The organism is Mesorhizobium sp. M1006 (genome assembly GCF_040318825.1).
Classification (GTDB): Bacteria; Pseudomonadota; Alphaproteobacteria; order Rhizobiales; family Rhizobiaceae; genus Mesorhizobium.
This window is the reverse complement of sequence record NZ_JAMYMZ010000020.1, coordinates 97,530-110,016: the sequence shown is the minus strand read 5'-3', so window position 1 is coordinate 110,016 and position 12,487 is coordinate 97,530. Positions and strand designations below refer to the sequence as shown.

Sequence of the window (12,487 nt, the reverse complement as noted above, 5' to 3'; positions counted from 1 at the left end):
GGCACCGCGCCAAAGTAGCTCTCAAGGCAGGAAATGGCAGTCGCTCCTTCGCTCAACTGCCTCTCCAAAGAATCCTTTCTCAGCCCAAACTCAACCCCAAAATCGCCATATGCGATTCCCCTGCCTCGAGGGGGGAGATTAACGCTGGTTCTCCGACAGCTTCGACCGCAGCCACCGCCCAAACGCCTCCAGCACCGGATGCGCCGCCTTGGCGTGCTCGGAAACCAGAAAATACGAGCGCGGTGAATTGATCGCTATGTCGAAGGGGCGGACCAGCCGGCCTTCGCTCAGTGCCCGGCCGCTGGTCAGCTCGTCGCCCATGGCGATGCCCTGGCCGGCGATCGCCGCCGAAAAGACCAGGTTCATGTCGGAAAAGAAGATGCCGCCTTCCGGGTCGGGGTTCTCGACCTTGGACAGCGCCAGCCAGCGCGCCCAGTCCTCGGTATCGCCGAGATGCAGGAGATTGGCGCGCAGCACGTCGGCCGGCTTGGAGAAGCCGCCGATCTTGTTGAGCAGCGTCGGGCTGCACAGCGGCGTAAAGGAGATCCCGCACAACAGCTCGACCGCGCGGTTCGGCCAATTGCCGACGCCGAAGGTGATGAAGGCATCGGCCTCGGCATTGCTCACGTCGTCGAGACGGCGCGGCGTCAGGATGCGCAGCGCGACATCGGGGTACATCTGCCGGAACTCGCCGATATGGGTGCACAGGAACAGCGAGGCGAAACCCGGCGTACAACTGACGCTGAACGAGCCGCCGATGCCGGTGCCGGCATGGCGTGTCACCGCGTCGCCCAGCACCGTCAGCGCCTTGCGCACGTCGCTGGCATAGCGCTGGCCGCGCGGCGTCAGCGCCACGCCCTTGCCAATGCGCTCGAGCAGGTCGAAGCCGAGATCGCGTTCGAGCAGGCGAAGCTGATGGCTGACTGCGCTGCGGGTCAGATGCAGTTCGTCGGCGGCGCGCCAGACGCTGCCGTGGCGGGCAAAACTGTCGAGGGCGCGCAGCGCCTGCGTCGAGGGAATTCTCAAGAGGTGAACCGAATTTGCATGAGCCGGGAAAACATATCACTTTTTGGCGGGGCGCTTCACTGCTTTCTTTCCACCATGGAGAAACCGGTGACCTCCGCGCAAGCGACCGCACTTGCCTGTCTGGACGACATCCAGCCGTCGCTGTCGGCGTGGACGCGGACAATCTTCGACTTCGGCGAGACCGCCTGGCGCGAATACCAGTCGGCCGCCTGGTATGTCGAGCATCTGAAGCACGAAGGCTTTTCCGTCGAGGAAGGTTCTGGCGGCATGCCGACCGCCTTCTGCGCCCACTGGACCAACGGCGCGGGGCCGACCATCGGCCTGTATGCCGAGTATGATGCAGTGCCCGGCAATTGCCAGGATGCTGCGACGGTGAAGCGACCGCGCCCGGGCCTCGGCGAACAGGCTGGCGGCCACACCGATCCGCATTCCGGCCTCGGCATTGCCAGCCTCGGCGGGCTGCTGGCGACCAAGGCGGCGATGCAGCGCCACGGCATATCAGGCACGCTGCGCTTCACCGGCGAGCCGGCGGAGAAGGTGCGCGGGTCGAAGCCGATCCATGCCGCGAAGGGCTATTACGATGGGCTAGCGGGCATGGTCTCCTTCCATCCTTTTTATATGCTGCCGCTCTGCAATACCGCGCGCTGGGATACGCATTGCGGTGCGGCCTATGCGATGATCTACCGCTTTGTGTGCGACGAGCCGGAACATTGGGCGAGGGCGGCAGGCGGCGCAGCACCCATCCCGCAGGCGCATTCGGCAGTCAGGGCGCCCGGCGCCAACGACGCGCTGATGATGATGTATATGGCGTCCAAGGCGCTGCGCGATTCCATGCTGCCGCATCAGGGCGGCTGGTCGATCAGCGAGGCGATCCTGACGGCGGGCCAGGCGACCGCCGACAATCTGCCGGCCGGGCTGGCCGAGATCCAGTACATGATCCGCGTGCCGACGCTGGCGATGGCCGAGCAGGTCACCGCCGTGCTCGACCGCAATGCGGAAGCCGCAGCCAGGATGAGCGGCTGCCGCCATGAGCGGCACTGGGTGTCGAAGTCGCGGCCGGGGCTGGCCAATCACGTCATGGCCGGTATTGCCTTCGACGCGCTGGCGGCGGTCGGGCCGCCGTGCTGGGACGAGACGGCCAAGGCGATCGCCCGCGAAGTCCAGCTCAATGCCGGGGGCGAGGCGACCGAGGAACCATTCATCGACGAACTGGAGCGGCTGATTGCACCACAGGCGGCCGAGGCGCTCCTGCGCCGCGACCTGCCGCCTTGGCAGCTCAATTCGACCTCTGACGATTACACCGACATGTCGTGGCATACACCGACGGCACGATTCTACGTCGCCCGGCCGGCGCTGCGATCCGAGAACGGCCACGCGTTTCCGTCCTGGGCTATGAATGCGCTGGGCGGCATTTCTGCCACCATCGACCCGATGGTCATCTGCGCCGCAAAGACGGTCGCGCTGGCAGCACTTCGCCTGTTGGAAGACGATGCCGCGCGCAACGCGGCGATGGATGAATTCGTCGCCCGCACCGGCGGCGGCATCGGCGGCTCGAACTGGATCGCGCCGCTCTGCGACTACGATCCGCCCATCGGATTTCGCTGGCCGGAATACATCACCACCCCGCGCGGACGGGATTGGTGGATACCAGGCAACCAAGCCGCATGATCAACCAAGCCGCCCTTCACGAGGAGAAACCCCATGACCGTCCATGACCGCATCGTCGCCGAGGCGTTTTCGCTGCAGCACCGCAACCCGGCCGGCGGAACCAAGCCGCTGACCGCCTGGGGCTTCGCCAACGAGACCGACGTGCTGACCGACGTGCTGCTCGGCTCGCCGAATTTCCTGCGCCATCTCTCGACCAGCTCGCTGTCGCGCAAGCATCTGCGCGAAGCGCCATGCAACGTCCAGATCGCGCAGGCGCAGCACAAGGACTTGGTCGCCGCCTATGAGCATTTCGGTGTCAACATCCACTGGCACGAGCCGACGCCGGAGTTGCCGATGCAGGTCTACTCGCGCGATTCCAGCGTCATGACGCCGTACGGCGCCATCATCACCGCCATGTCGCAATGGTGGCGGCGCGGCGAGAACTACGCGGCGATCCGCACCTATAAGAAGCTCGGCATCCCGATCTACGACATGGTCACCGCGGGCACGTTCGAGGGCGGCGACTTCAACGTCATCGAGGACGGCGTCGTGCTGATCGGCTGCGGTGGCGCCCGCACGCAGGAGGAGGGCGCGCGCCAGGTCCAGGCCTGGTTCGACAAGGAGGGCTGGGAGACCCGCATCGCCTTCATCGACGAGTATTACGTCCATATCGACCTGATGGTGGTGCCGATCGCCGAAAAGCTGACCGCCGTCTGCCTTGCCTGTACAGAGCCCGGCATCGTCGACTGGCTGAAGGGCAAGGGCCACGAGATCATCGACGTGCCGTTCCAGGATACTATGGCGCTCGGCTGCAACTTCATGTCGCTGGGCAAGGACAGGGTAATCGCCCCGACCTCGAGCCAGACACTGATCGGCCAGCTCAAGGCGCGCGGCTTCGAGGTGGCGGCCATCGACATGAGCGAGATCTCGAAGACCGGCGGCGGCATCCACTGCATGGCGCAGGCGCTGAAGCGCGAGCCGGCCTGAGGGGCCGGCCTAGCCCGGCCGCTTGCGCGAAAGCGCCATTGTCAGCACCGTCGATCCCGCCCGGCGTGCGGCGCGCGCCTACAGCACGACGAGCTTTCCCTTGCGCAGACGCCGGGCGCAACGATAGACGAGGTCGGCAGCGACCATGTCTTCCATCGCAATGCCCATCGCCTTGTAGGTGGTGATCTGTTGATCCGAAACGCGGCCCGGCGCGCGGTCGAGCAGCATGGCGCCAAGCTCGGTGCCGAAATCCGGGTCGAAGCCGGCAAGCTCGCAAGATCCGACCGGGGTCGGTCTGAATGCATCCTTGGTTTCGACAAAAAGACTGGATCTGCCGATGAGCTCGATCGGCATTTCACCGCCGGGCGGCGCCACCCCGACCGAGGAGACATGCGTGCCCGGCTGGACCCAGCCTGCGTCGATCACCGGCTGGTAGGAGTGGGTCGCCAGGCACACCACGTCGGAACTGCGCACTGCCGTCTCGAGATCGGCGACCGCCACCACCGACGGATGCAGCCGGGCAAGCGCTGCCGCATCGTCGAAGCTCTTCGAAGCGACACGGATTTCGGCAAAGTCGCGCACCAGCGGCAACAGATGCAGGTGCTGGTTGGCCTGCACGCCGGCGCCGACCACGGTCGCTATCCTGGCATCCCGGCGCGCAAGCGCGCGCACCGACAGCACGGCGGAGCCGGAGGTTCGCACCGCGGTTATGAAGGTGCCGTCCATGATGCAGACCGGCAGGCCCGACAGCGGATCGAACAGGCTGATGGTGGCAAGGTGGCTGGGCAGGTTCTTGGCCAGGTTGCCTTCGAAGACGTTGACGATCTTGACGGTCAGGTTCATGCCCTCCATCCAGGCCGGCATGGCGAGGCTGTAGCCGGCCTCGGGGATGTCGAGCTGTGGTCGGGGTGGATTGACGACCTTGCCTTGTGACAGCACCTTGAAGCCGTCTTCCAGAACATCGAGAAGCTGGCTGAGGTCGATGCATGCCATCACGTCGGCTTCGCTCAGCACCAGGATCTCGGTCGCTCCCTTGCTGATTTCCGCCGCACTCCTGCCGGCTGGGCTGAACGCTTCCTTGGTCATCCTGCACTCCTGTGTTCGAAATCGGCTCACCACGTTTGCTTTCAGCGGTGAGGGAAGCGCAGGCTATTGCGAGGTTTTATGTTGTGAAATACGTTGATTTCGGTGTCTCTGCGTGAAATCAACACGCAAATCCCTTAGATAGCGTGGATTGTGAAATGAGCGACCTCGACCAGATAGACCGCAGCCTGCTCCGGTTGCTGCAGGAAGACGGACGCCGGACGACGCTTGATCTTGCCGGGCGTGTCGGGCTGTCTCCGACCGGAACCAGCCAGCGGGTTAAGCGCCTGTTCCGCGACGGGTTCATCACCGCGGTCAGGGCCATGCTCGATCCGCGCAAGGTCGGCCGGGGAACGCTGGTGTTCATCGAGGTCCGGCTTGACCACACGGCGCCTCATGTCTTTGACCGCTTCGCCGAAGCCGTGGCGAAAGCTCCGGAGGTTCTGGAGTGCCATATGGTGGTTGGCGGTTTCGATTATCTGGTCAAGGCGCGGATCGCCGATATGGCGGTGTTCCAGGATTTCCTGCAGCGGATCATCCTGCCGCTGCCCGGCGTGCGCGAAACGCACACGTTCGCCTCCATCGCCGATGTCAAGCCGAACGCCCTTTTGCCGGTGTGATCGGGTAGAGGAGGGGAACGCTGTTCAGGGCGACCTGCATCGCATCTTCGCCATCTAATCGCTCCCCCCTGGCGCGCCTTCAGGTGCAGCGATGCCGGAGACCGGCTCTAGCCTTGCTGGGTCAGCAGGTTTGCGTCGCGTGCGAGCCGCCACTCACCATCCGCCTCCTTGCGCAGGAGCGTCAGCGCATATCCCGATCGATGGACCGGCTCGCCATTCGGCGGGGTCGCGGTCATATTGATGCGGCTGCGGATGAAGGCCCAAGTGCCGAGAAGCTGTAGTTCCACGATATCGCTCGTGCCGTCGATATGAACGCCGGCCGTCTCCCGCGCGGCTGCCGCGAAGATCTCCTTGTCGAAGGGTTCCCGGCCGGGAACCATGAAGATCGCGTCGTCCGTCATTAAGCTGAGGACGGTCGCGATGTCTCCACGCTTGCTCGCATCCATCCACGTCTCGACCAGCTTTCGGATTGCTTTTTCGTCGCCCGTCATCCGTTACCTCCCTGGCATCTCGCCGTCATCGATGGCGCACGGCGCTCCTTCCTCGCTGCTACATAGGGCTTAGATCGCTCTCGTCATCGATTGCAGTGCGTCGCGCCGCGGGTAGCACGGTCAGCGAGCCGGCAGGTTCGCGCCCTCCATGCCTATCGCCAGCCACCGGAGGCGGTGATGCGCTCGCCGGTCAGCCAGGACGCTTCGTCGGAGGCGAGGAACACCGCGACGCGGGCGACGTCGTCGGGCAGGCCGAAGCGACCGAGCGGCGTCATGGCTATAATCTGCTTCTCGAATTCGCTGCCGACGATGCCGATGCGCGCGAGGCCCTCGGTATCGATGCCGCCGGGCGCGATGGCGTTGACGCGGATGTTGCGTGCGCCGAGCTCCCGCGACATCGACAGCGTGATCGTGTCCACCGCACCTTTGGTCGCGGCGTAGACGAGCGAGTTCGGCTGCGGATTGCGGCTGGCGACCGAGCTTATGTTGATGATGCTGCCGCCGCCCGCGCCAAAATGCTTCACTGCTGCTTGCGTGGTCAGAATGATGCCCAACACATTGATGTCGAACTCGCGGTGAAACTCGGCCTCGGTAACCGCTTCCAGCGGCTCGAATGCGAAGACTCCGGCATTGTTGACCAGTATGTCGAGCCCGCCAAACTCCAATTTCGCCGCCTCGAACAGGCGGCGCACATCAGCCGCTTGCGACACGTCGCCCTGGACGGCGACGGCGCGGCCGCCACGGTCGTCGATCTCGGCGACAACGCGGTCAGCGCCTTCCCGTGACGAGGCGTAGTTGACGACCACTGCGGCGCCGGCCGTGGCAAGACTCTTGGCGATGGCGGCGCCGATACCCTTGGAGGCGCCGGTGACGATGGCGACCTTGCCGTTCAGCTTGCTCATCAAATCTCTCCTTTGTTGACGATGAGCGTATTTAATCATGATCGAAACGCGTATTATGGTGCCCGCAATCCGATCTTTCGTGCCTGGAATTCCGGAATGACCACCATCCTCGAAAAGACCGCCGGTCTCGTCGCCTTCGTCCGCACGGTCGATGCCGGCTCGTTCGATGCCGCCAGCCGGCTGGTCGGCTCCAGCCCGTCGGCAGTGTCGAAAAGCGTGGCGCGGCTCGAGCGTCGGCTCGGCGTCAGGCTGATCCAGCGCTCGACGCGCCGGCTCGGGCTGACCAGCGAAGGCATCGCCTATTACGAGCGCGTGGCGCCGCTGCTCAGGGCGCTGGACGATGCCGAAGACATCGTTCAGATGGCCGATACGGCGCGCGGCCTGCTGCGCGTTACAGCGCCGGTCGAGCTTGGGCGTGGCCTGATCGCGGCATGGGCGCAAGCGTTCCTTGCGCAGCACGGCGCAGTCAAACTGGAGCTCAGCGTCACCGACCGTCACGCCGATCTGATCCGCGAAGGCTATGACGTTGCGGTGCGCATGGGGCCGCTCTCAGACACCGGGCTCGTCGCGCGCAAGATCGCCAATCTGCCGATCATGCTGGTGGCCTCACCGGCCTATGTCGAGCGGCGCGGCCGTCCGGCATCGGTCGAGGATTTACGGGACCATGAATTCGTCCGCCACCAGATGGCTGGCCGGCCTTATCCGGTCACATTTGCCGACGGTACGATGATCGTGCCGGATGGGCGGCTCGATACCGATGACGGCGGCGCCATCCGCAATGCCGCACTTGCCGGCACCGGCATCGCGCATCTGATGCGGTTTGCCGTGCAGAACGATCTCGACACGGGTCGCCTGGTCCGCATCCTGCCCGACGTGGCGATGCCAACCATGCCGGTGCACATCGTCCATGCCTACGGGCGGCAGCTGCCGGTCCGGGCGCGGCTGTTCGTCGACTTCCTGGTGGGCCAAATGGCGGCACTGACGCGATAGGGCAGACGCGGTCTGACGCAAGCACCCAGCTTTTGGCAGAGACCAACCGTGCCGGCCGGCGCGAACCACCCTTACCCGAAGCTAGAACGTGATCTTCACTGAATCGGCGCTGCGGTTGGCCGCGCCGTGGTGGACGGCCTCGATGTTGTTGCCGTCGGGGTCGAGCAGGAAGGCGGCGTAATAGCCGGGATGGTAGGATCGTTCGCCGGGCGCGCCATTGTCGGTGCCGCCGCCGTCGAGGCCGGCCCTGTAGAATGCGTCGACCATGGCGCGGTCATTTGCCTGGAAGGCCAGGTGGTGGCGGCCGGTCAGCTTTCCCAGGGCCGCCGGGCTGTCGGGGCTGGAAATGAACAGCTCGTCGGCCCAGAAATAATTATTGCCGGCGCCACCGATCGGTATGCCGAGCACGTTGAGAACCGCCTCGTAGAAACGACGGCTGGCCGCAAGATCCCTGACCACCAGCTGGAGGTGGTCGATGAGACGGCCGCGATGAAGTTCCTGATTTGCCATGCTTGACAGCTCCTGATCGCCGGTTGGAAATCTAGCTTCGAATGGTGCGCGGTCAATCCAGAAAGCCGTGGAATGGCGCCGTCGCGCCGACTGGATAAAAATGCAACCGGATTGTCGGATTCAAGACATGTCCAACGTCCTTCGGACGCAAGCGGCTCGGCGGAGCTCGAAAAGGTCGTGCCGTATCAACGCTTCCGGCATGGGAGAAAAGTGAAATGAGCCTTCCCTATCGTTGGGTTGTCGTCACGGCTGGCGCGCTGATGACCTGTGTCGCCCTCGGGGCGATGTTCTCGCTGGCGATCTTTCTCGAACCGATGGCGCTCGACACACAATGGTCGCGCGCCGGCATATCGAGTGCGATGACGCTGAACTTCCTGGTAATGGGCCTCGGCGGCTTCGCCTGGGGCGCCATTTACGACCGCTTTGGCGCCCGCATCGTCGTCATGACCGGCGCCGTGCTGCTCGGCCTGGCGCTGGTCCTGGCCAGCCGCACCGGTTCGCTGCTCGTTTTCCAGTTGGCCTACGGCGTGCTCGTCGGCCTCGCGGCAAGCGCCTTCTTCGCGCCGATGATTGCGCTGACCTCCGCCTGGTTCGACACGAACCGCAGCCTCGCCGTCTCGCTGGTCTCGGCCGGCATGGGCGTGGCGCCAATGACCATCTCGCCCTTCGCCCGCTGGCTGATTTCGGCCTACGACTGGCGCACCGCAATGTTCGACATCGGCATAACCGCGTGGGTGCTGCTACTGCCGGCCGCGCTTCTGGTGCGCCAGCCGCCCAAGCCCGCTGCCGACGGCGCTGCCCCAAGCGTTGCCGCCGAGGGTGCCGGCATGACGGTTCCGCAGGCGCTGCGCTCGCCGCAATTCATCGTGTTGGGACTGACCTTCTTTGCCTGCTGCGCGGCGCATTCCGGGCCGATCTTCCACATGGTGAGCTATGCCATGCTGTGCGGCATAGCGCCGATGGCGGCGGTCAGCATCTACAGCATCGAGGGCCTGGCAGGGCTGGGTGGCCGGCTGCTTTACGGCGTGCTTGCCGATCGGTTGGGCGTCAAGCCGGTGCTGATCACCGGGCTGGCCATACAGGCCGTGGTCATCGCAGCCTATCTGGCGGTCAGCGAGCTTGGTCAATTCTACACGCTCGCCGTCATCTTCGGCGCCACCTATGGCGGCGTCATGCCGCTCTATGCGGTGCTGGCGCGCGAATATTTCGGCCAGCGCATCCTCGGTACGGTGTTCGGTGCAGTAACCATGCTGTCCAGCCTCGGCATGGCTTTCGGCCCGCTCGCCGGCGGCATGGTGTTCGATGCCTATGCCAGCTATTCCTGGCTGTTCATCGGCTCGGCCCTTGTCGGGCTTGGCGCGATGGCGATTGCGATCGCCTTCCCGCCGCTGCCGCGCAGGGAGTTGCAACCGGCTTAAAGCAGGATCGGTGGAAAAGGGCGGCCGCTTGGATGGCAAGCGGCCGCGATCCAAAAATAGCTGGCAGTGTTTGTTCGGCATTATGAAACGCGAATTGCTATGCAAGCAGAGGCACCACCTCGGCGCCGTCAAGCGTGTAGCGCGCATAGCGGAAATCGCGAATTCTCGCCAATCTGTCGCCGGCCCATTCCAGCAGGATAAAGTATTTTAGCCCTCCGGCCGAGTCGTCCGGATCGATCACCAGAATGGCTGGCTGCCGATCCACCAGGCCTGGAAGCAGCCGCCAATCGTGGATACCCGCGTAATTGTGGAAGTACCGGCCCACTTTCGTGCGGCCACTCGCCCGGAGCCGGTTGACGAGGTCAAGCCGGACGTCCTCGGCCAGCATGTCGCGGATCGCATCGAAGTCGCGGGCGTTGAACCGCTCTACATAGGCTGCCAGACGCGCCTGCTCGGGCTCGGCCAACACCGGCACAGGCCGATCGTCAGGCTCGCCGGCGACCTGGCGCAGGTGCAGACGGCCGCGATGCAGTGCGGCTTTCACCGCCGGAACGCTGCTGTCGATAATGTTGCCGATCTCTTCGATCGTATAGCCGAGCACATCCATGAGGATGACGCTGCTACGCTGCGCCGCGGGCAGGCGCATGAAGGTCTGCAGGCTTGCGGCTGCAGTGTGTCGACCCTCGGCCGACATACCGGGGTCAGGGATCATATCGATATCCTCAACGACATGCGCGGCATCCAACCTGGCACGACGGCGTAGGTGGTCGAGCGCGGCATTGTGCGCGATGCGAAACAGCCAGCCCTCGACATTGGCTATCGGCCCGGTCCCGGGGAACGCCTCGAGCGCCTTGACCGTAGCTTCCTGGACGACATCCTCGGCATCGATCACCGAACCGGTCATGCGGGCACAATAGCGGTGCAGTTTCGGCCGCAATTCGCCGAGCAGCCGGTCAAATGGCTCCCGTCCTTCTAGCGTGCCGGTTGCGGATCCGGTCATCGCACAAGGATCAATTTCATGCGTATCTCCCAGGCAAGGCGCGGGTCATCAGGCGCAGCGTCTTATAGACGCTCGACGATGGCAAAAGGATTCGGTCGAAAAAACTTTGTTTGGCTGGAATCCTTTGATGGTTCCTACGCGTCTCTGGATCACGGGCCCGTCAACCTGGCGGGCCCTTTGTTCAAGCCGGAGGCGCCATAATCATGAGCAAGCAAAGTGCGGGATCAACGAAGGTCTGGGTTCTCGCCCTCACGTCGATAGGCTCCTTGATGGTCGTTCTCGATGCGATGGTCGTGGCGACGGCATTGAGCACGATGCGCGTCGAGCTCGACGCCTCGCTGGAGACGCTGCAATGGACGATGAACGCCTATAATTTGAGTTTTGCCGTCCTGCTCATGACCGGGGCTGCGCTCGGTGACCGGTTCGGCCGCCGCCGTACGCTCGTTGCCGGATTGGCGTTGTTCGTCGCAGCGTCGGTTGCGTGCGCGCTCGCTGGCAATGCCGGATTGCTGATTGCGGCCCGTGCGGTCCAGGGCGCAGGTGCCGCGATGGTCATGCCGCTGGCCATGGCGCTGCTGAGCGTCGCTTTTCCTCCGGAGGAACGAGGCAAGGCGCTGGGTATCTTCAGCAGCATCACCGGCCTGGCCCTGATCATCGGCCCGATAGCGGGCGGTGCGATTTCCGAAGGCCTCTCCTGGCACTGGATCTTCTGGCTCAATGTCCCGGTCGGCATCGTTCTCATCCCGCTGGTGCTGCGTCGGATTCCGGAGAGTCACGGGCCGGGCACGGTTATCGATGTCCTCGGCGTCGTGCTGGTAACTGCGGCGGCATTCGGAGTGGTCTGGGGCCTGATGCGCGGCAACATCGTGGGCTGGAGCAGCTCTGAAGTGCTGACGGCGCTGACGGCCGGGCTGCTTCTCGCCATCGCGTTCGTCCTTTGGCAGCTGCGTGCCCGTGAGCCCATGCTGCCTTTGCGGTTCTTTCAGGCGCGCGCATTCTCCTCGGGCGTAGGGGCGAACTTCCTGCTTTGCGCCGCCATGTACGGCCTCGTATTCCTGTTGCCGCAGTTTCTGCAGTTTGCCCAGAGCCGTGGGCCGTTCGGCGCCGGCATGGGATTGCTGCCTTGGACCGCCACGCTTTTCGTGGTCGCACCGATCGCCGGCAGCCTGATCAACCGAGTCGGCGAGCGCTGGCTTGTGGTGGCCGGACTGATCCTGCAAGCGGCTGGCATGGCCTGGCTGGCGCAGATCGCCGCACCTGATCTGCCCTACGTTCAGCTAGTCGCCCCGCTGATCATTACCGGTGCCGGCGTGTCGATGGCCATGCCTGCCGCGCAGAACGCGGTTCTCAATGCGGTCGCCCGGCCGGAGGTCGGCAAGGCTGCCGGCACGTTCAACACATTCCGCTTTCTCGGCGGCGTATCCGGGATCGCGATCGCCGGTGCGGTGTTCGCCGGCACTGGAAGCTTCTCGTCCACCGACGCGTTCAGCGATGGCTTCACCTCGGCAATCGACGTCTCCGCTCTGCTCTCGCTCGCCGGCGCGCTCGTCGGATTGGGGCTCCCGGAGCGTCGCGCAGTGGCGCTCGCGAATGCCAGCAAGGAGGCGTAACTCGAAGGCGGGAAGCTTGCGCTTGCTCCCACTGTTGTCGCGCTAACAGCAGCCGCGCCAGCGCAGCAAAAAGGTCGCCGAGCGTCGGTTGCCGGCCGGTCCTGTGGCGGGGCATCTGTGTCCAGACCCAGATCTTGCGCCCGTGATGGCGGCGAACATGCTGCATCGCAGCACCCTCTCGCCGATATCGGCGGGCCAAGGCA

12 protein-coding genes are annotated in these 12,487 nt (G+C 64.5%); 6 read left to right on the top strand and 6 right to left on the bottom strand.

The window, feature by feature from the left end:
• Positions 1-138 precede the first annotated feature (138 nt).
• Positions 139-1,026: a LysR substrate-binding domain-containing protein gene (locus tag NKH60_RS20210; RefSeq protein ID WP_352836636.1), complete on the bottom strand. Its 888-nt coding sequence runs from the start codon at positions 1,024-1,026 to the stop codon at positions 139-141.
• A 75-nt stretch (positions 1,027-1,101) separates the two neighbouring features.
• Here NKH60_RS20210 and NKH60_RS20205 point away from each other — a divergent pair, with 75 nt between their 5' ends.
• Together NKH60_RS20205 and NKH60_RS20200 are read left to right on the top strand one after the other, a co-directional pair.
• Positions 1,102-2,694, top strand: a complete 1,593-nt coding sequence (locus NKH60_RS20205) for a zinc-binding metallopeptidase family protein (RefSeq protein ID WP_352836640.1) — start codon at positions 1,102-1,104, stop codon at positions 2,692-2,694.
• Between the two features lie 33 nt (positions 2,695-2,727).
• Positions 2,728-3,660: a dimethylarginine dimethylaminohydrolase family protein gene (locus NKH60_RS20200; RefSeq protein ID WP_352836634.1), complete on the top strand. Its 933-nt coding sequence runs from the start codon at positions 2,728-2,730 to the stop codon at positions 3,658-3,660.
• 78 nt (positions 3,661-3,738) lie between these two features.
• Here the strand turns inward: NKH60_RS20200 and NKH60_RS20195 are convergent, their stop codons facing one another.
• A complete protein-coding gene (locus tag NKH60_RS20195) occupies positions 3,739-4,746 on the bottom strand; it encodes an ornithine cyclodeaminase family protein (protein WP_352836631.1) in 1,008 nt (335 codons plus the stop codon).
• 155 nt (positions 4,747-4,901) lie between these two features.
• On the opposite strand from NKH60_RS20195, the gene NKH60_RS20190 reads away from it, so the two are divergent.
• Positions 4,902-5,363 (top strand): Lrp/AsnC family transcriptional regulator, encoded by a 462-nt coding sequence (locus tag NKH60_RS20190; protein WP_352836628.1) that lies wholly within the window; start codon positions 4,902-4,904, stop codon positions 5,361-5,363.
• 107 nt (positions 5,364-5,470) lie between these two features.
• Here the strand turns inward: NKH60_RS20190 and NKH60_RS20185 are convergent, their stop codons facing one another.
• Entirely contained in the window at positions 5,471-5,854 is a 384-nt protein-coding gene (locus NKH60_RS20185; RefSeq protein WP_352501278.1) for a YybH family protein, read from the bottom strand.
• Positions 5,855-6,006: 152 nt separating this feature from the next.
• Complete coding sequence (locus tag NKH60_RS20180) at positions 6,007-6,756, bottom strand: SDR family NAD(P)-dependent oxidoreductase (protein ID WP_352873107.1); 750 nt, start codon at positions 6,754-6,756, stop codon at positions 6,007-6,009.
• 96 nt (positions 6,757-6,852) lie between these two features.
• Between NKH60_RS20180 and NKH60_RS20175 the strand changes: the two genes are divergently transcribed.
• The gene (locus tag NKH60_RS20175; RefSeq protein WP_352836622.1) at positions 6,853-7,746 is read left to right on the top strand and encodes a LysR family transcriptional regulator; all 894 of its coding nucleotides are present in this window, start codon (positions 6,853-6,855) and stop codon (positions 7,744-7,746) included.
• Positions 7,747-7,827: 81 nt separating this feature from the next.
• Here NKH60_RS20175 and NKH60_RS20170 read toward each other — a convergent pair whose 3' ends face one another.
• Positions 7,828-8,256 carry a VOC family protein gene (locus tag NKH60_RS20170; RefSeq protein ID WP_352541214.1) on the bottom strand — a complete coding sequence of 143 codons (429 nt, stop codon included), beginning with the start codon at positions 8,254-8,256 and terminating at the stop codon, positions 7,828-7,830.
• A gap of 215 nt (positions 8,257-8,471) precedes the next feature.
• Here NKH60_RS20170 and NKH60_RS20165 point away from each other — a divergent pair, with 215 nt between their 5' ends.
• Positions 8,472-9,674: an MFS transporter gene (locus NKH60_RS20165; protein ID WP_352836618.1), complete on the top strand. Its 1,203-nt coding sequence runs from the start codon at positions 8,472-8,474 to the stop codon at positions 9,672-9,674.
• Positions 9,675-9,771: 97 nt separating this feature from the next.
• On the opposite strand, the gene NKH60_RS20160 is transcribed toward NKH60_RS20165, so the two are convergent.
• On the bottom strand, positions 9,772-10,674 hold the full coding sequence (locus tag NKH60_RS20160) for a sigma-70 family RNA polymerase sigma factor (RefSeq protein WP_352836615.1): 903 nt from the start codon (positions 10,672-10,674) through the stop codon (positions 9,772-9,774).
• Positions 10,675-10,877: 203 nt separating this feature from the next.
• On the opposite strand from NKH60_RS20160, the gene NKH60_RS20155 reads away from it, so the two are divergent.
• Positions 10,878-12,284 (top strand): MFS transporter, encoded by a 1,407-nt coding sequence (locus NKH60_RS20155; RefSeq protein ID WP_352473740.1) that lies wholly within the window; start codon positions 10,878-10,880, stop codon positions 12,282-12,284.
• Positions 12,285-12,487: the final 203 nt, after the last annotated feature.